13 protein-coding genes and 2 pseudogenes are annotated in these 19,764 nt (G+C 51.0%); 12 read left to right on the top strand and 3 right to left on the bottom strand.

The window, feature by feature from the left end:
- Window positions 1-111: 111 nt before the first annotated feature.
- Both istA and C1P89_RS20125 read left to right on the top strand, forming a co-directional pair.
- Window positions 112-1,647 (top strand): IS21-like element ISSso4 family transposase, encoded by a 1,536-nt coding sequence (gene istA / locus C1P89_RS20120; protein WP_000447021.1) that lies wholly within the window; start codon window positions 112-114, stop codon window positions 1,645-1,647.
- 16 nt (window positions 1,648-1,663) lie between these two features.
- On the top strand, window positions 1,664-2,359 hold the full coding sequence (locus C1P89_RS20125; RefSeq protein WP_151350961.1) for an ATP-binding protein: 696 nt from the start codon (window positions 1,664-1,666) through the stop codon (window positions 2,357-2,359).
- Between the two features lie 118 nt (window positions 2,360-2,477).
- Here C1P89_RS20125 and C1P89_RS20135 read toward each other — a convergent pair whose 3' ends face one another.
- The gene (locus tag C1P89_RS20135) at window positions 2,478-2,840 is read right to left on the bottom strand and encodes a DUF3302 domain-containing protein (protein ID WP_000479624.1); all 363 of its coding nucleotides are present in this window, start codon (window positions 2,838-2,840) and stop codon (window positions 2,478-2,480) included.
- Window positions 2,841-3,376: 536 nt separating this feature from the next.
- Here C1P89_RS20135 and mtlA point away from each other — a divergent pair.
- The 3 genes from mtlA to mtlR all read left to right on the top strand — a co-directional run bounded on the left by mtlA (window position 3,377) and on the right by mtlR (window position 7,254).
- Complete coding sequence (gene mtlA, locus C1P89_RS20140; RefSeq protein WP_000093258.1) at window positions 3,377-5,290, top strand: PTS mannitol transporter subunit IICBA; 1,914 nt, start codon at window positions 3,377-3,379, stop codon at window positions 5,288-5,290.
- Between the two features lie 228 nt (window positions 5,291-5,518).
- Complete coding sequence (mtlD, locus tag C1P89_RS20145) at window positions 5,519-6,667, top strand: mannitol-1-phosphate 5-dehydrogenase (RefSeq protein ID WP_000645423.1); 1,149 nt, start codon at window positions 5,519-5,521, stop codon at window positions 6,665-6,667.
- Entirely contained in the window at window positions 6,667-7,254 is a 588-nt protein-coding gene (gene mtlR / locus C1P89_RS20150; RefSeq protein ID WP_000228271.1) for a mannitol operon repressor MtlR, read from the top strand. The genes mtlD and mtlR overlap by 1 nt, the downstream gene beginning before the upstream one ends.
- A gap of 11 nt (window positions 7,255-7,265) precedes the next feature.
- Here the strand turns inward: mtlR and yibT are convergent, their stop codons facing one another.
- Window positions 7,266-7,475, bottom strand: coding sequence for a protein YibT (gene yibT / locus C1P89_RS20155; RefSeq protein WP_000517100.1), 210 nt, complete (start codon window positions 7,473-7,475; stop codon window positions 7,266-7,268).
- Between the two features lie 284 nt (window positions 7,476-7,759).
- On the opposite strand from yibT, the gene C1P89_RS20160 reads away from it, so the two are divergent.
- From C1P89_RS20160 to trmL, 7 genes and pseudogenes are all read left to right on the top strand, one after another.
- Complete coding sequence (locus C1P89_RS20160) at window positions 7,760-8,122, top strand: YibL family ribosome-associated protein (RefSeq protein WP_000665680.1); 363 nt, start codon at window positions 7,760-7,762, stop codon at window positions 8,120-8,122.
- A 542-nt stretch (window positions 8,123-8,664) separates the two neighbouring features.
- Window positions 8,665-9,343 (top strand): annotated as a pseudogene (locus C1P89_RS20170) (SadB/YajI family lipoprotein).
- 43 nt (window positions 9,344-9,386) lie between these two features.
- A pseudogene (locus C1P89_RS20175) lies at window positions 9,387-14,237 on the top strand (YadA-like family protein).
- 367 nt (window positions 14,238-14,604) lie between these two features.
- On the top strand, window positions 14,605-16,260 hold the full coding sequence (gene lldP, locus C1P89_RS20180; RefSeq protein WP_005138048.1) for an L-lactate permease: 1,656 nt from the start codon (window positions 14,605-14,607) through the stop codon (window positions 16,258-16,260).
- The gene (gene lldR, locus C1P89_RS20185) at window positions 16,260-17,036 is read left to right on the top strand and encodes a transcriptional regulator LldR (RefSeq protein WP_000636500.1); all 777 of its coding nucleotides are present in this window, start codon (window positions 16,260-16,262) and stop codon (window positions 17,034-17,036) included. The genes lldP and lldR overlap by 1 nt, the downstream gene beginning before the upstream one ends.
- Complete coding sequence (lldD, locus tag C1P89_RS20190) at window positions 17,033-18,223, top strand: quinone-dependent L-lactate dehydrogenase (protein WP_000586964.1); 1,191 nt, start codon at window positions 17,033-17,035, stop codon at window positions 18,221-18,223. Before lldR ends, lldD begins: the two co-directional genes overlap by 4 nt.
- A gap of 183 nt (window positions 18,224-18,406) precedes the next feature.
- Window positions 18,407-18,880, top strand: coding sequence for a tRNA (uridine(34)/cytosine(34)/5-carboxymethylaminomethyluridine(34)-2'-O)-methyltransferase TrmL (gene trmL, locus C1P89_RS20195; RefSeq protein WP_000932346.1), 474 nt, complete (start codon window positions 18,407-18,409; stop codon window positions 18,878-18,880).
- Window positions 18,881-18,932: 52 nt separating this feature from the next.
- On the opposite strand, the gene cysE is transcribed toward trmL, so the two are convergent.
- Window positions 18,933-19,754: a serine O-acetyltransferase gene (cysE, locus tag C1P89_RS20200; RefSeq protein WP_001277561.1), complete on the bottom strand. Its 822-nt coding sequence runs from the start codon at window positions 19,752-19,754 to the stop codon at window positions 18,933-18,935.
- Window positions 19,755-19,764 lie beyond the last annotated feature (10 nt).

Consider the following 19,764-nt stretch of genomic DNA (forward strand, 5'->3'; position numbering starts at 1 on the left):
ATTGGAATTCGCCAGTCACTCCGGGAATTAACTCTTTTCACCACAGTCTCCATTGCCGTGTTTAAACCAGTGGAGACGTCAATGTCCAAAAAGAGAAAATCCAGGAGCACTATGGAAACTTGTTTTAAGATCCTTCAGCTCAAGTTCGATAAGAAGCTGACTAACCGTTGTATCGGACTGACGTTACACATCAGCGCCTCAACCGTTTTTGAGGTTCTTGCCCGCTTCAAAGCCTCTTCTCTGTCATGGCCATTACCTGCGGATATATCCCATGACACGCTGGAGAAACTCATTTTCCCGCCCAAAGACACCTCTGCGTCAGAGCTTGTTATGCCTGACATGCTGTACTTCGATACGGAAATGAGAAAACCTGGCGTGACGCGCCAACTGTTGTGGATGGAATACAAGGCACAGGCGGGTGACAAAGCGATGGGATACTCACACTTCTGCCGTTGCTACCGGAAGTGGAAAAAAACGCGACGCCTCTCCATGCGACAGGAGCATCGTGCTGGCGAAAAGCTCTTTATCGACTTCTGTGGTCCTACGGTCCCTGTTATTAATCCGGACACCGGAGAGATACGCCGCGTGGCAATCTTCGTGGCTGTAATGGGGGCGTCCAACTATACCTATGTTGAAGCGTGCGAAGGTCAGGACATGATGTCATGGTTAAATGCCCACAGCCGTTGCCTGACCTTCCTGGGCGGCGTACCGAAGCTGCTCATCCCCGATAACCTCAGAAGCGCAGTGAAAAAAGCCGATCGCTATGAGCCTGTCATCAACGACAGTTATCAGGCGCTGGCTGAGCACTATGGCACGGTTATTATCCCGGCCCGCCCGCGCAAACCTAAAGATAAACCAAAAGCAGAAAACGGCGTCCTCATCGTCGAGCGATGGCTTCTTGCCCGCATCCGTAATGAAACCTTCCACACGCTCAGGGCGCTGAATGCACGCCTTCGGGAGTTGCTGACGGACATGAATAACCGACCAATGAAGGGATACGGTAATCAAACCCGCGCAGAACGCTTCCGCATGCTGGATGCACCAGCACTCTCTCCGCTGCCTCTGGAGCCTTATGAATACACGGAATACAAAGCCGTGAAGGTTGGCCCTGACTACCACGTTGAATATGCCCGTCACTGGTACTCCGTTCCACACGAACTGGTCGGTCAGCGTCTGTCACTGAAGGTGGGGCAGTCGGTGGTACAGCTCTGGCACAAGGGGCAGTGTGTGGCGCAACATCCGCGCAGCACACATGAATATAAACACACAACCAATCCGCTTCACATGCCAGAACGCCACCGGCGGCATGGGACATGGACACCGGAACGCCTTATCGAGCAGGGAAACCGTACAGGTCCGTCCACAGGCCGGGTGGTTGAATCCATGCTGAAAGCCAAACCCCATCCGGAGCTGGCTTACCGTGCAGTCCTGGGTCTGCTGGCACTTCAGAAAAAATACGGCCCGGAACGGCTGGAAAAGGCCTGTTACGTTGCCCTGCACTATAACGCCCCGGACAGACGCTTTATCGACAATCTGCTGCGTCATCATCGGGATAACGTTGAGCTTCCGTTATCCCGCCTGGGCGAACAACATCCGGCATATGCTTCAGAGCATGAAAACCTGCGTGGTCCTGGCTACTACCACTGACAGAAGGAACAACCGTATGAGTGATAATCTGTTAAACAAACTGACCCAACTGAAACTCCCGGCGATGGCCGGGAGCCTGATACGGCAACGGGAAACGCCTCAGACTTACGACGAACTGTCGTTCGAGGAAAGGCTGACACTGCTGGTTGATGACGAGCTTCTGAGCAGAGAAAACAGTCGTGTGGCACGGTTGAGAAAAAATGCCTGCCTGAAATATCAGGCAACACCGGAAGGGCTGCGTTATCCGGCCTCAAGAGGTCTGCGGGCTGAACAGATGAGGGAACTGCTGAACGGCTACTACATAATCCACAGGAAAAACCTACTGATAACCGGTCCGACAGGATGCGGTAAGAGCTGGATAGCCAATGCGCTGGGCGAACAGGCATGTCGACAGAAATACAGCGTCCGGTACTGTAGAACCGGGCGATTACTGGAACAGTTGGCTCAGGGACGTGTTGATGGCAGTTGGCTGAAATATCTGAAACAGTTGCAAAAAATACAGGTTCTAATAAGCAGCACGATAGTGGTAAGCCAGTTCCCGGTAGATAAATGGCATGGTCTGATGGAGAACCCAACAACAGCAGATGCCATCCTGGACAGACTGGTACATAACTCACACAGAGTGGTCCTTCAGGGAGAGTCCCTGAGGAAAAATCCCCCGACAGTGGAAAGCAGCGAAAAAAACGAGTTAAAAAGCGGTAGAAAAAGTTAAGTTCCCGGTTGATCGAATGGATGCGAATCGCTGATCGAACTTCGATGCCAATCCGTGATCGAATAGAGCGGAATACGCACCAGCACCACGTAAGTTAAAACAATCAATAGATCCATAATTAGATCTCCGGGAACGTGGAATAGTCAGTCTTTTTCTCGGCGGCGAGTTGATGCTCTAGCCGGGAAATTCGGTCAGAAAGTGCGGCGATTTCCGGGTCAGTCGCTTTCTCCTGCGACGCAACATGTGACTGCATGCCCCACCCGCGCTCCGGTTGATAGAGCGTCGCCCAGATCCACAGGAACGGCCAGATAACATGCAGGGTAAACAGGCTCACCCAGCCCGCCGTATGAATAGCGTCGGCATGGGGATGGTTGCGCTTTTTGGCAATCAGATAAGGGATGTCATGTATCGCGATGATTCCATAAAAAATCACCAGAAAGACGAAGATCAGCACTCCCAACGCGAAATAGTTTAGAAACATATCTGCCTCGGATTCACGTTTATCAGTGTTGTTTTTGGGCTGGCAGCCAGAAGGGAGTCAGGCTGATATTTTGACAATAATCCGGGTTCGCGATTCTCGCCATAACACCAAAGAATAATTTTTAGAGGTGATGAGTTGCTTAGTTACATAACAATTGTATGACGAAGGCATAACATGCTGTAGATCACATCAGGTGAACGCCGTAAGAAAATATCTTGTGATTCAGATCACAAAGATTCAACAAACCATCAAAACAAAAATGTGACACTACTCACATTTAAATGCCATTTTTAGCGAAAATCGCCGCCTTGTTGCTTTTTTACACAAGCGTTTTGTGATGAACGTCACGTTAATTACCTCTCTACCCCCTATATTTATGTGATTGATATCACACAAAAGGCCGTCGACTGGACAGTTAACCGATTCAGTGCCAGATTTCGCAGTATCTACAAGGTCCGGCTACCTCTGCCGCCACATTAACAAAAAACCTCGGGCTTCCAGCCTGCGCGACAGCAAACATAAGAAGGGGTGTTTTTATGTCATCCGATATTAAGATCAAAGTGCAAAGCTTTGGTCGTTTCCTCAGCAACATGGTGATGCCAAATATCGGCGCGTTTATCGCGTGGGGTATCATCACCGCGTTATTTATTCCAACAGGGTGGTTACCGAACGAGACGCTGGCGAAGCTGGTCGGGCCGATGATCACTTATCTCCTGCCGCTGCTGATCGGTTATACCGGTGGTAAGCTGGTAGGCGGCGAACGTGGCGGCGTAGTCGGTGCCATCACCACCATGGGCGTTATCGTCGGCGCAGACATGCCGATGTTCCTCGGTTCTATGATTGCAGGTCCGCTGGGCGGCTGGTGCATTAAGCACTTCGACCGCTGGGTAGACGGTAAGATCAAATCCGGTTTTGAGATGCTGGTGAATAACTTCTCCGCAGGCATCATCGGGATGATCCTCGCTATTCTGGCATTCCTCGGCATTGGCCCGATTGTTGAAGCCCTGTCCAAAATGCTGGCTGCGGGCGTTAACTTCATGGTTGTCCATGACATGCTGCCGCTGGCGTCTATCTTTGTTGAACCGGCGAAAATCCTGTTCCTCAACAACGCCATTAACCACGGTATCTTCTCGCCGCTGGGTATTCAGCAGTCCCATGAACTGGGTAAATCAATCTTCTTCCTGATTGAAGCTAACCCAGGTCCAGGTATGGGCGTGCTGCTGGCGTACATGTTCTTTGGTCGTGGTAGCGCTAAACAGTCTGCGGGCGGTGCGGCAATCATCCACTTCCTGGGTGGTATCCACGAAATCTACTTCCCGTATGTGCTGATGAATCCGCGTCTGATCCTCGCAGTCATCCTCGGCGGTATGACTGGCGTGTTCACGCTGACTATCCTGGGCGGTGGTCTGGTTTCTCCGGCATCTCCGGGTTCTATCCTTGCTGTACTGGCGATGACACCAAAAGGTGCTTATTTCGCTAACATCGCGGGTGTGTGTGCGGCGATGGCTGTCTCCTTCGTTGTCTCTGCTATTTTGCTGAAAACCAGCAAAGTGAAAGAAGAAGATGATATTGAAGCAGCAACTCGTCGTATGCAGGACATGAAAGCTGAGTCTAAAGGCACATCTCCGCTGTCTGCGGGCGATGTGACTAACGACCTGAGCCACGTACGTAAAATCATCGTTGCCTGTGACGCCGGTATGGGTTCCAGTGCGATGGGCGCAGGCGTGCTGCGTAAGAAAATTCAGGATGCAGGTCTGTCACAGATTTCGGTCACTAACAGCGCGATCAACAACCTGCCGCCAGATGTGGACCTCGTCATCACTCACCGTGACCTGACCGAACGCGCTATGCGCCAGGTTCCGCAGGCGCAGCATATTTCGCTGACCAACTTCCTCGACAGCGGCCTGTACACCAGCCTAACCGAACGTCTGGTTGCTGCCCAGCGCCATACTGAAAACGAAGTGAAAGTGAAAGACAGTCTGAAAGACAGCTTTGACGATTCCAGTGCTAACCTGTTCAAACTGGGCGCGGAGAACATCTTCCTCGGTCGCAAAGCAGCAACCAAAGAAGAAGCGATTCGTTTTGCTGGCGAGCAGCTGGTGAAAGGCGGTTACGTTGAGCCGGAATACGTTCAGGCGATGCTGGATCGTGAAAAACTGACCCCGACTTATCTGGGTGAGTCTATCGCGGTGCCACACGGTACGGTTGAAGCGAAAGATCGCGTACTGAAAACGGGCGTGGTGTTCTGCCAGTACCCGGAAGGCGTGCGCTTCGGTGAAGAAGAAGATGACATTGCCCGTCTGGTGATTGGTATTGCAGCCCGTAACAACGAGCACATTCAGGTTATCACCAGCCTGACCAATGCACTGGATGATGAGTCCGTCATCGAGCGTCTGGCACACACCACCAGCGTGGATGAAGTGCTGGAACTGTTGGCAGGTCGTAAGTAATCCAATCCCACCCTCTCCACATGGAGAAGGTGGGGTTAATTGCCTGATGCGCTACGCTTATCAGGCCTACAGGATGCATCACGATTTGTTGAATTTGCACGTTCTTGTAGGCCGGATAAGGCGCTTACGCCGCATCCGGCGCTGCCCTCTCCTCACGGAGAGGGTTTGGGTGAGGGAAAAGCCTCACCCCAGCCCTCTCGGGTAAAAACATTGATGAAGGTTAATACTATGAAAGCATTACATTTTGGCGCAGGTAATATCGGTCGTGGCTTTATCGGTAAACTGCTGGCAGACGCGGGTATCCAACTGACGTTTGCCGATGTCAATCAGGTGGTACTTGATGCCCTGAATGCCCGTCATAGCTATCAGGTTCATGTGGTTGGTGAAACCGAGCAGGTAGATACCGTTTCCGGCGTCAATGCTGTCAGCAGCATTGGTGATGATGTCGTTGATCTGATTGCTCAGGTCGATTTAGTCACTACCGCCGTTGGCCCGGTTGTGCTGGAACGTATTGCTCCGGCTATCGCCAAAGGGCTGGTGAAACGCAAAGAACAAGGTAATGAATCCCCGCTGAACATCATCGCCTGTGAAAACATGGTACGCGGTACCACGCAGCTGAAAGGCCATGTGATGAACGCCCTGCCGGAAGACGCCAAAGCGTGGGTAGAAGAACACGTTGGCTTTGTCGATTCCGCCGTTGACCGCATCGTACCGCCTTCGGCTTCGGCAACTAACGATCCGCTGGAAGTGACGGTAGAAACTTTCAGCGAATGGATTGTCGATAAAACGCAGTTCAAAGGCGCACTGCCGAACATCCCAGGCATGGAGTTAACCGACAACCTGATGGCATTTGTCGAACGTAAACTCTTCACCCTGAACACGGGTCATGCTATAACCGCGTACCTCGGAAAACTGGCCGGTCATCAGACCATTCGTGACGCTATTCTCGACGAGAAAATCCGCGCGGTGGTAAAAGGTGCGATGGAAGAAAGTGGTGCGGTACTGATCAAGCGCTACGGCTTTGACGCAGACAAACATGCGGCGTACATCCAGAAAATCCTCGGTCGTTTTGAGAACCCGTATCTGAAAGATGATGTAGAGCGCGTAGGCCGTCAGCCGCTGCGTAAACTGAGTGCTGGCGACCGTCTGATCAAGCCATTGCTCGGTACGCTGGAATACAGCCTTCCGCACAAGAATCTGATTCAGGGGATTGCTGGTGCAATGCACTTCCGCAGTGAAGATGATCCGCAGGCTCAGGAACTGGCAGCACTGATCGCTGACAAAGGTCCGCAGGCGGCGCTGGCACAGATTTCCGATCTTGATGCCAACAGCGAGGTTGTATCCGAGGCGGTAACCGCTTATAAAGCAATGCAATAATGGTGGACCAGGCGCAGGACACCCTGCGCCCGAATAACAGATTGTCAGATATGCAGGCAACAATGGAACAAACCCAGGCCTTTGAAAACCGTGTGCTTGAGCGTCTGAATGCTGGCAAAACCGTGCGAAGCTTTCTGATCACCGCCGTCGAGCTTTTGACCGAGGCGGTAAATCTTCTGGTGCTTCAGGTATTCCGCAAAGACGATTACGCGGTGAAGTATGCTGTAGAACCGTTACTCGACGGCGACGGTCCGCTGGGCGATCTTTCTGTGCGTTTAAAACTCATTTACGGGTTGGGCGTCATTAACCGCCAGGAATACGAAGATGCGGAGCTGCTGATGGCATTGCGTGAAGAACTAAATCACGACGGCAACGAGTACGCCTTTACCGACGACGAGATCCTTGGACCCTTTGGTGAACTGCACTGCGTGGCGGCGTTACCACCGCCGCCACAGTTTGAACCAGCAGACTCCAGTTTGTATGCAATGCAAATTCAGCGCTATCAACAGGCTGTGCGATCAACAATGGTCCTTTCACTGACTGAGCTGATTTCCAGAATCAGCTTAAAAAAAGCCTTTCAAAAGTAAGCAACGTCTGCTTACTGCCCCTCTACCTGCTTCGGCCGATAAAGCCGACGATAATACTCCAGACGTTGTAGATATAACGGCACGCTTTCATCGGGTATTCCGGACGGAATCGCGTTACGGGGAGGAAGTTTTTTCAGATACTCCCGGAACGCCTGGCTTGATGCCATGAAATCTACGGCTTTATCGATAAGAAGCGGAACGTTTTCACCTAATTTGCCCATGATGATATCTCCGTATTACCCCGCGCCGGGAATGCGCGGCCGCCAATTTTAGTTTAGGTTCCCGGTAAAGATGACATTAAGGAAAACGTGCTGAATCCTCAATAATCATCCGCTGCTGTTTATTATCTTTTTTCTATAGATTTCTTAATTAATCAATAAATTGCGTAGTTTTTAAGCATGTTAATGATTACGTTACAGAACTATTGCAATGTCATCAGTTGTGAACAAAGCACCTGGTCGCGCATACTAGGGGCTATAAATTTATCTTTATCAGAAGCCATCACATGAAAGAAGTCGAAAAAAACGAAATCAAACGTCTCAGCGATCGTCTGGACGCCATCCGCCACCAGCAGGCCGATCTGTCGCTGGTTGAAGCCGCAGACAAATATGCCGAGCTGGAAAAAGAGAAAGCCACGCTGGAAGCAGAAATTGCTCGCCTGCGTGAAGTTCATAGCCAAAAACTGAGTAAAGAAGCACAGAAGCTGATGAAGATGCCGTTTCAGCGCGCAATTACCAAAAAAGAGCAGGCTGATATGGGCAAGCTGAAGAAAAGTGTTCGCGGACTGGTGGTTGTGCACCCAATGACCGCGCTGGGCCGTGAAATGGGCCTGCAGGAGATGACTGGATTCTCTAAGACTGCGTTTTAAGCGCCTCAGACGACTGGTTCGATCATATCAACCCGCATCTGGCTTGCCTTAGCTGGTCAATGCGGGGACTCTCCTGTCTACTCGCCTAATTACCAAACAATTCACTCCCTTTACGTCGATTTACCGCTGGTTGATATTCTGAAAATGCATTTTTACCGAAATAGCCACCTATAAACAATAAAAATATATAGAAGATATCATTTATTAATTAACAAGCAGTTACGTCTCTTTTTTTCGGATTTAATTGTGAAATTTTAATCATCATATTCATACAATAAATTATCTGTAAATTTTTTCCCAGACATGGTTTCTTTCATATTTGACATTTATTAATAATCATCATTAGAATCCACGAAAATAATATATTCATACAAACACAGACATCTTTTGAAACGAATGATACATTTTTATGATGAATGCTTAAAACAATATTTAATCGACACACATCACTGTCATTAATGTAAAGCAACATAGATCACCAATAATACAATGGACAACTCTACCGGCATTGATCGCTGGTCGGAGGAAATAAGGATTTTTACATGAACTTGAAGAAGATTTTTTTCAGTGCTGTCACTGTTTCAGTTCTCTGCGCATTAACGGGATGTGACTACATTGAAGAAGGCAAGCCAGAAAGTAGTTTATTGAAACAACAAGAAGAACATTAAAATTGATCTACTTGAAAAACAACAAGCACAGCTAAAGAGTCAACTGGAAACTATTCAAAAACAACAAACTGGCATAATAAGCAGTACAAAGACTTTAACTCACGTAATTAAATCCGTTAAAGATCAACAAAACACTTTTATTTTTACCGAGTTTAACCCAGCAAAAACGAAGTATTTCATCCTGAACAATGGTTCGGTGGCTTTAGCGGGTCGAGTGTTATCCATTGACGCCACAGAGAATGGCAGTGTTATTCATATTTCACTGGTCAACTTATTAAGTACACCTATCTCAAATATTGGTTTTAATGCGACATGGGGTGGTGAAAAACCTGTCGATGCCAAAGAGTTTGCCCGGTGGCAACAATTACTTTTCAACACATCAATGAAATCCACATTGAAATTATTACCAGGTCAATGGCAAGACATTAATTTGACCCTGAAGGGTGTATCGCCCAATAACCTGGGATATCTGAAGTTAGCCATCAACATGGAAAATATTCAGTTCGACAATCTTCCCTCTGCTGAAAATCGGCAGAAAAGAAGCAAAAAATAAATGCAGTTAGTACGCTTATAACAAGGAATAGCGAGCATCATTAATGAACAAAATATTTAAAGTTATCTGGAACCCTGCGACAGGGAATTATACTGTTACCAGCGAAACGGCAAAAAGCCGTGGCAAGAAATCTGGGCGCAGTAAGCTGTTAATTTCTGCGCTGGTTGCGGGTGGAATGTTGTCGTCGTTTGGGGCATTGGCGAATGCCGGGAATGACAACGGCCAGGGTGTTGATTACGGTAGTGGATCAGCTGGCGACAGCTGGGTTGCTATAGGCAAAGGGGCGAAAGCAAATACTTTTATGAACACCAGTGGTTCCAGTACTGCTGTGGGTTATGACGCTATAGCTGAAGGCCAATATAGCTCTGCCATCGGGTCAAAAACCCATGCGATTGGTGGTGCATCAATGGCCTTTGGGGTTAGTGCAATATCAGAAGGCGATAGAAGTATAGCACTGGGTGCCTCTTCGTATTCATTGGGCCAATACTCAATGGCCCTCGGCCGTTATTCAAAAGCATTGGGTAAATTGTCTATTGCTATGGGGGACTCTTCCAAAGCGGAAGGAGCAAACGCCATTGCCCTGGGAAATGCCACTAAAGCTACTGAGATTATGAGTATTGCTCTTGGCGACACCGCCAATGCGTCAAAAGCGTATTCAATGGCGCTGGGAGCAAGTAGCGTCGCATCTGAAGAAAACGCAATTGCCCTGGGGCGTAGCAGTGTAGCTAGCGGTACTGACAGCCTCGCATTTGGCAGACAATCACTTGCCAGCGCAGCGAACGCTATTGCGATAGGTGCTGAGACCGAAGCCGCTGAAAATGCAACTGCTATTGGCAATAATGCGAAGGCAAAAGGGACTAATAGCATGGCAATGGGGTTCGGAAGCCTTGCCGATAAAGTCAATACTATCGCATTAGGAAATGGCAGCCAGGCTCTGGCAGATAATGCAATCGCCATAGGCTAGGGCAACAAAGCTGATGGCGTGGATGCCATCGCTCTGGGTAATGGTAGCCAGTCGAGAGGCTTAAACACCATTGCCTTAGGCACAGCCAGTAATGCAACTGGTGATAAGAGTCTTGCGCTTGGTAGTAATAGCAGTGCCAACGGTATTAACTCTGTCGCGCTGGGCGCAGATTCCATTGCGGATTTAGACAATACCGTCTCTGTCGGCAATAGTTCATTAAAACGCAAGATCGTTAATGTGAAAAATGGCGCGATCAAGTCTGACAGTTACGATGCCATTAATGGTTCACAGCTTTATGCCATTAGCGACTCGGTAGCAAAAACGCTTGGAGGAGGGGCTGCAGTAGATGTTGATGACGGTACTGTTACAGCACCAACCTACAATTTAAAAAATGGTAGCAAAAATAACGTAGGGGCTGCGCTCGCTGTACTTGATGAAAACACCCTGCAATGGGACCAAACCAAAGGCAAATACAGCGCTGCTCATGGTACTAGTAGCCCAACTGCCAGCGTAATCACCGATGTTGCGGATGGCACGATTTCAGCCTCCAGTAAGGATGCGGTTAACGGTTCCCAACTGAAAGCTACCAATGACGATGTCGAAGCCAACACCGCCAATATCGCTACTAATACCAGCAACATTGCCACGAATACAGCAAGTATTGCCACCAATACCACCAATATCACCAACCTGACGGATTCCGTTGGTGACCTTCAGGCTGATGCCCTGCTCTGGAACGAAACTAAAAAGGCATTCAGTGCAGCTCACGGCCAGGATACCACCAGCAAAATCACCAACGTTAAAGATGCCGACCTGACGGCTGACAGCACTGATGCTGTTAACGGCTCTCAGCTGAAAACCACCAACGATGCTGTGGCGACGAATACCACCAATATCGCCAATAACACTTCCAATATTGCCACTAACACCACCAACATCTCTAATCTGACTGAGACGGTGACTAATCTTGGTGAGGATGCGCTGAAATGGGATAAGGACAATGGTGTATTCACGGCAGCTCATGGCACCGAGACCACCAGCAAAATCACCAACGTTAAAGATGGCGACCTGACGACTGGCAGCACCGATGCCGTTAACGGCTCTCAGCTGAAAACCACCAACGATGCCGTGGCGACGAATACCACCAATATCGCCACTAACACCACCAACATCTCTAATCTGACTGAGACGGTGACTAATCTTGGTGAGGATGCGCTGAAATGGGATAAGGACAATGGTGTCTTCACTGCAGCTCATGGCAACAATACCGCCAGCAAAATCACCAATATCCTGGACGGCACAGTCACTGCAACCAGTTCCGATGCCATTAACGGTAGCCAGCTTTATGACTTAAGCAGCAATATCGCCACCTACTTCGGCGGCAATGCTTCTGTGAATACTGACGGTGTGTTTACCGGTCCAACCTACAAAATCGGTGAAACAAATTATTATAACGTCGGCGATGCACTGGCTGCGATTAACTCCTCATTTAGCACGTCTCTCGGCGATGCTCTGCTTTGGGATGCCACCGCAGGTAAATTCAGTGCCAAACACGGTACTAATGGTGACGCAAGCGTGATCACTGATGTCGCAGATGGTGAAATTTCAGACTCCAGTTCTGACGCAGTAAACGGCTCACAACTCCACGGCGTGAGCAGTTATGTTGTTGATGCGCTGGGGGGTGGTGCCGAAGTCAATGCAGACGGCACCATCACTGCGCCGACGTACACCATTGCTAATGCTGATTACGATAATGTCGGTGATGCCCTGAATGCTATCGATACCACTCTTGACGACGCTCTGCTCTGGGATGAGGACGCCGGTGAAAATGGTGCATTTAGCGCCGCTCACGGAAAAGATAAAACTGCCAGTGTAATCACTAACGTCGCTAACGGTGCAATCTCTGCTGCCAGCAGCGACGCGATTAACGGCTCACAACTCTATACCACCAATAAGTACATCGCTGATGCGCTGGGTGGTGACGCAGAAGTCAACGCTGACGGCACCATCACCGCACCGACTTACACCATTGCGAACGCCGAGTACAACAACGTCGGTGACGCCCTGGATGCGCTTGATGATAACGCCCTGCTGTGGGATGAGACTGCCAATGGCGGTGCTGGAGCCTACAATGCCAGCCATGACGGTAAAGCCAGCATCATCACTAATGTCGCTAATGGCAGTATTAGTGAGGACAGTACCGATGCAGTGAACGGTTCTCAGTTGAATGCGACGAATATGATGATTGAGCAGAACACCCAAATTATCAATCAGCTCGCTGGTAACACCGACGCAACCTATATCGAAGAAAATGGCGCTGGTATCAACTACGTTCGTACTAACGACAACGATTTAGCCTTTAACGATGCAAGCGCCTCTGGTGTCGGCGCTACAGCTGTAGGTTATAACGCTGTCGCGTCTGGTGCCAGCAGCGTAGCCATTGGTCAGAACAGCAGCAGCACCGTTGATACCGGTATTGCGCTGGGTAGCAGCTCCGTTTCCAGCCGTGTGATTGCCAAAGGTTCTCGTGACACTAGCGTAACGGAAAATGGCGTGGTGATTGGTTATGACACCACTGACGGCGAACTGCTAGGTGCATTGTCAATTGGTGATGACGGTAAATACCGCCAAATCATCAACGTAGCTGATGGTTCAGAAGCCCATGACGCCGTTACGGTTCGCCAGTTGCAGAACGCTATTGGAGCGGTCGCCACTACGCCAACCAAGTACTTTCACGCCAACTCAACGGCAGAAGACTCACTGGCCGTTGGTGAAGACTCGCTGGCAATGGGTGCGAAAACTGTCGTTAATGGTAATGCAGGTATTGGTATCGGTTTGAACACTCTGGTTCTAGCTGATGCGATCAACGGCATTGCTATCGGCAGTAACGCACGCGCAAACCATGCAAACAGTATCGCAATGGGTAACGGTTCTCAGACCACCCGTGGTGCACAGACTGGCTACACCGCCTACAACATGGACGCACCGCAGAACTCTGTAGGTGAGTTTTCTGTCGGTAGTGAAGACGGTCAACGTCAGATCACAAACGTCGCAGCTGGTTCAGCGGATACCGATGCGGTTAACGTGGGTCAGTTGAAAGTCACTGATGAGCGCGTAGCGCAAAATACCCAGAGCATTACTAACCTGAACAATCAGGTCACTAATCTGGATACTCGCGTTACTAATATCGAAAACGGTATTGGCGACATTGTCACCACCGGTAGCACCAAGTACTTCAAGACCAACACCGATGGCGTAGATGCCAACGCCCAGGGTAAAGATAGCGTTGCTATTGGTTCTGGTTCCATTGCTGCCGCTGACAACAGCGTCGCACTGGGTACCGGTTCCGTTGCAGAGGAAGAAAATACAATCTCTGTAGGTTCTTCTACTAACCAACGCCGTATCACCAACGTAGCTGCCGGTGTTAATGCCACCGATGCGGTTAACGTGTCGCAGCTGAAATCTTCTGAAGCAGGCGGCGTGCGCTACGACACCAAAGCTGATGGTTCTATCGACTATAGCAATATCACCCTCGGTGGTGGCAACGGCAGTACGACTCGTATCAGCAACGTCTCCGCTGGCGTCAACAACAACGACGCGGTGAACTACGCGCAGTTGAAGCAAAGCGTGCAGGAAACGAAGCAATACACCGATCAGCGGATGGTTGAGATGGATAACAAACTGTCTAAAACTGAAAGCAAGTTGAGCGGTGGTATCGCTTCTGCAATGGCAATGACCGGTCTGCCGCAGGCTTATACACCGGGTGCCAGCATGGCTTCTATTGGTGGCGGTACTTACAACGGTGAATCGGCAGTTGCTTTAGGTGTATCGATGGTGAGCGCCAATGGTCGTTGGGTCTACAAATTACAAGGTAGTACCAATAGCCAGGGTGAATACTCCGCCGCACTCGGTGCCGGTATTCAGTGGTAATGATCCATTAAGTTAGTGTGACTAAGGGCAAACGCCAAATTGCCTGATGCGTTACGCGCATCAGGCAAGATAAGGCGCCCCGGGTCAACAATCTAAGGGCAATTCTCTGATGAGGATTGCCCTTTTCTTTACCAGACATCTCCCCCCACAAGAATTGGCCCTACCAATTCTTCGCTTATCTGACCTCTGGTTCACAATTCCCCAATTAAAACTCACATCAATATTGCCAATACATAACATTTAGTTAACCATTCATTGTCATTATCCCTACACAACACAATTGGCAGTGCCACTTTTACACAACGTGTGACAAGGAGATGAGCAACAGACTCATTACACGATGTGCGTGGACTCCAGGAGACCTGCAATGAATCTCTGGCAACAAAACTACGATCCCGCCGGGAATATCTGGCTTTCCAGTCTGATAGCATCGCTTCCCATCCTGTTTTTCTTCTTTGCGCTGATTAAGCTCAAACTGAAAGGATACGTCGCCGCCTCATGGACGGTAGCAATCGCCCTTGCCGTGGCTTTGCTGTTCTATAAAATGCCGGTCGCTAACGCGCTGGCCTCGGTGGTTTATGGCTTCTTCTATGGTTTGTGGCCCATCGCGTGGATCATTATTGCAGCAGTGTTCGTCTATAAGATCTCGGTGAAAACCGGGCAGTTTGACATCATTCGCTCGTCTATTCTTTCGATAACCCCTGACCAGCGTCTGCAAATGCTGATCGTCGGTTTCTGTTTCGGCGCTTTCCTTGAAGGAGCCGCAGGCTTTGGCGCACCGGTAGCAATTACCGCCGCATTGCTGGTCGGCCTGGGTTTTAAACCGCTGTACGCCGCCGGACTGTGCCTGATTGTTAACACCGCGCCAGTGGCATTTGGCGCGATGGGCATTCCAATCCTGGTTGCCGGACAAGTAACAGGCATCGACAGCTTTGAGATTGGCCAGATGGTGGGGCGGCAGCTACCGTTTATGACCATTATCGTGCTGTTCTGGATCATGGCGATTATGGACGGCTGGCGCGGTATCAAGGAGACGTGGCCTGCGGTCGTGGTTGCGGGCGGCTCGTTTGCCATCGCTCAGTACCTTAGCTCTAACTTCATTGGGCCGGAGCTGCCGGACATTATCTCTTCGCTGGTATCACTGCTCTGCCTGACGCTGTTCCTCAAACGCTGGCAGCCAGTGCGCGTATTCCGTTTTGGTGATTTGGGGGCGTCAAAGATTGATATGACGCTGGCCCACACCGGTTACACTGCGGGTCAGGTGTTACGTGCCTGGACACCGTTCCTGTTCCTGACAGCTACCGTAACACTGTGGAGCATCCCGCCGTTTAAAGCCCTGTTCGCATCGGGTGGTGCGCTGTATGAGTGGGTGATCAACATTCCGGTGCCGTACCTCGATAAACTGGTTGCCCGTATGCCACCAGTGGTCAGCGAGGCTACAGCCTATGCCGCCGTGTTTAAGTTTGACTGGTTCTCTGCCACCGGCACCGCCATTCTGTTTGCTGCACTGCTCTCGATTGTCTGGCTGAAGATGAAACCGTCTGACGCTATCAGCACCTTCGGCAGCACGCTGAAAGAACTGGCTCTACCCATCTACTCCATCGGCATGGTGCTGGCGTTCGCCTTTATCTCGAACTATTCCGGACTGTCATCAACACTGGCACTGGCACTGGCGCACACCGGTCATGCATTCACCTTCTTCTCGCCGTTCCTCGGCTGGCTGGGGGTATTCCTGACCGGGTCGGATACCTCATCTAACGCCCTGTTCGCCGCGCTGCAAGCCACCGCAGCACAACAAATTGGCGTCTCTGATCTGTTGCTGGTTGCCGCCAATACCACCGGTGGCGTCACCGGTAAGATGATCTCCCCGCAATCTATCGCTATCGCCTGTGCGGCGGTAGGCCTGGTGGGCAAAGAGTCTGATTTGTTCCGCTTTACTGTCAAACACAGCCTGATCTTCACCTGTATGGTGGGCGTGATCACCACGCTTCAGGCTTATGTCTTAACGTGGATGATTCCTTAATGATTGTTTTACCCAGACGCCTGTCAGACGAGGTTGCCGATCGTGTGCGGGCGCTGATTGATGAAAAAAACCTGGAAGCGGGCATGAAGTTGCCCGCTGAGCGCCAACTGGCGATGCAACTCGGCGTATCACGTAATTCACTGCGCGAGGCGCTGGCAAAACTGGTGAGCGAAGGCGTGCTGCTCAGTCGACGCGGCGGCGGGACGTTTATTCGCTGGCGTCATGACACATGGTCGGAGCAAAACATCGTCCAGCCGCTAAAAACGCTGATGGCCGATGATCCGGATTACAGTTTCGATATTCTGGAAGCCCGCTACGCCATTGAAGCCAGCACCGCATGGCATGCGGCAATGCGCGCCACACCTGGCGACAAAGAAAAGATTCAGCTTTGCTTTGAAGCAACGCTAAGTGAAGACCCGGATATCGCCTCACAAGCGGACGTTCGTTTTCATCTGGCGATTGCCGAAGCCTCACATAACATCGTGCTGCTGCAAACCATGCGCGGTTTCTTCGATGTCCTGCAATCCTCAGTGAAGCATAGCCGTCAGCGGATGTATCTGGTGCCACCGGTTTTTTCACAACTGACCGAACAACATCAGGCTGTCATTGACGCCATTTTTGCTGGTGATGCCGACGGGGCGCGTAAAGCAATGATGGCGCACCTTAGTTTTGTTCACACCACCATGAAACGATTCGATGAAGATCAGGCTCGCCACGCACGGATTACCCGCCTGCCCGGTGAGCATAATGAGCATTCGAGGGAGAAAAACGCATGATTATTTCCGCAGCCAGCGATTATCGCGCCGCAGCGCAACGCATTCTGCCGCCGTTCCTGTTCCACTATATGGATGGTGGTGCATATTCTGAATACACGCTGCGCCGCAACGTGGAAGATTTGTCAGAAGTGGCACTGCGCCAGCGTATTCTGAAAAACATGTCCGACTTAAGCCTGGAAACGACGCTGTTTAATGAGAAATTGTCGATGCCGGTAGCACTGGCACCGGTGGGTTTGTGTGGCATGTATGCGCGTCGTGGCGAAGTTCAGGCAGCCAAAGCGGCGGACGCGCATGGCATTCCGTTTACTCTCTCGACGGTTTCCGTTTGCCCGATTGAAGAAGTCGCGCCAGCCATCAAGCGCCCAATGTGGTTCCAGCTTTATGTACTGCGCGATCGCGGCTTTATGCGTAACGCGCTGGAGCGAGCAAAAGCAGCGGGTTGTTCGACGCTGGTTTTCACCGTGGATATGCCGACACCGGGCGCACGCTACCGTGATGCGCATTCAGGTATGAGCGGCCCAAATGCGGCAATGCGCCGCTACTTGCAGGCGGTGACGCATCCGCAATGGGCGTGGGATGTGGGCCTGAACGGTCGTCCACATGATTTAGGTAATATCTCAGCTTATCTCGGCAAACCGACCGGACTGGAAGATTACATCGGCTGGCTGGGGAATAACTTCGATCCGTCCATCTCATGGAAAGACCTTGAGTGGATCCGCGATTTCTGGGATGGCCCGATGGTGATCAAAGGGATCCTCGATCCGGAAGATGCGCGCGATGCAGTACGTTTTGGTGCTGATGGAATTGTGGTTTCTAACCACGGTGGCCGCCAGCTGGACGGTGTACTCTCTTCCGCTCGTGCGTTGCCCGCTATTGCAGATGCGGTGAAAGGTGATATCGCCATTCTGGCGGATAGCGGAATTCGTAACGGGCTTGATGTCGTGCGTATGATTGCGCTCGGTGCCGACACCGTACTGCTGGGTCGTGCTTTCCTGTATGCGCTGGCAACAGCGGGCCAGGCGGGTGTAGCTAACCTGCTAAATCTGATCGAAAAAGAGATGAAAGTGGCGATGACGCTGACTGGCGCGAAATCGATCAGTGAAATTACGCAAGATTCGCTGGTGCAGGGGCTGGGTAAAGAGTTGCCTACGGCACTGGCTCCGATGGCGAAAGGGAATGCGGCATAGTCGTTTGCGCCCCCTCACCCTCAGGGAGAGGGGACCGTTCGGCGCTGTATGTACTCCCTCACTCTGAAACGACACCGCACTCTTTTTTTCTCCCTCGCCCCTCCGGGGAGGGCCGGGGTGAGGGGAAAAGGCCGCACGGTTCACCAATTTTCTGCTATCCTGCCCCCGCACTAAGGGGGCAGTATGCTAAACATCGTACTTTACGAACCAGAAATTCCGCCAAATACTGGCAACATCATCCGTCTTTGCGCTAATACCGGCTTTCGTCTGCATATCATCGAACCGATGGGATTTGCCTGGGACGATAAGCGCCTGCGCCGCGCGGGGCTGGACTATCACGAGTTTACCGCCGTTACGCGTCATCATGACTATCGCGCGTTCCTCGAAGCAGAAAATCCCCAGCGCCTGTTTGCCCTCACCACGAAAGGTACGCCTGCTCACAGCGCCGTAAGCTATCAGGATGGCGATTATCTGATGTTCGGCCCGGAAACACGCGGCCTGCCAGCGAGCATTCTTGATGCCCTGCCCGCTGAACAAAAAATTCGCATTCCGATGGTGCCGGACAGCCGCAGCATGAATCTGTCCAATGCGGTGTCGGTAGTGGTGTATGAAGCCTGGCGGCAGCTGGGATATCCGGGAGCGTTGTTGAGAGATTAGTTACTGTATGCCGGATAGATGATTACATCGCATCCGGCACGATCACAGGACATTAGATCCCATCCCCATACTCAAATGTATGGTTAATACCGTTGAAATGCTGGTCCATATCCATTGATGGCTTATCGCTGTCTGGTTTACCGACAATACGAGCCGGAACGCCAGCGGCGGTTGTATGCGGCGGCACCGGTTGCAGCACCACGGAACCTGCGCCAATCTTCGCGCCGCGACCAACTTCAATATTGCCGAGGATTTTCGCGCCCGCGCCAATCATCACACCTTCACGAATTTTCGGGTGACGGTCACCACCAGATTTACCCGTACCGCCAAGCGTCACAGATTGCAGAATCGATACGTCGTTTTCAATTACCGCCGTTTCACCCACAACGATGCCCGTGGCGTGGTCGAGCATAATGCCACGGCCAATTTTTGCTGCCGGGTGAATATCGACCTGGAACGTCACAGAAACCTGGTTTTGCAGAAAGATTGCCAATGCGCGACGCCCCTGATTCCACAACCAGTGACCGATGCGATAGGCCTGCAAGGCATGAAAACCCTTCAGGTATAACAACGGGGTTGAGTATTTATCGACTGCCGGGTCGCGGGTACGCACCGCCTGAATATCACAGGCCGCAGAGGCGATCATTTCCGGGTCAGCGGCGTAGGCTTCTTCCACCACTTCACGGATAGCAATAGCAGGCATAATTGGCGATGACAGCTTGTTCGCCAGCATGTAGCTCAGTGCACTACCAAGGTTTTCGTGCTTGAGTAGCGTCGCGTGGTAAAAACTGGCCAGCATTGGCTCACAGTCCGCCAGCGTTCTGGCTTCGGCTTTAATATTGTTCCAGACAATTTCCAGTTCTTCACACGACATTGCTTACTCC

The organism is Shigella sonnei, assembly GCF_002950395.1.
Classification (GTDB): domain Bacteria; phylum Pseudomonadota; class Gammaproteobacteria; order Enterobacterales; family Enterobacteriaceae; genus ECMA0423.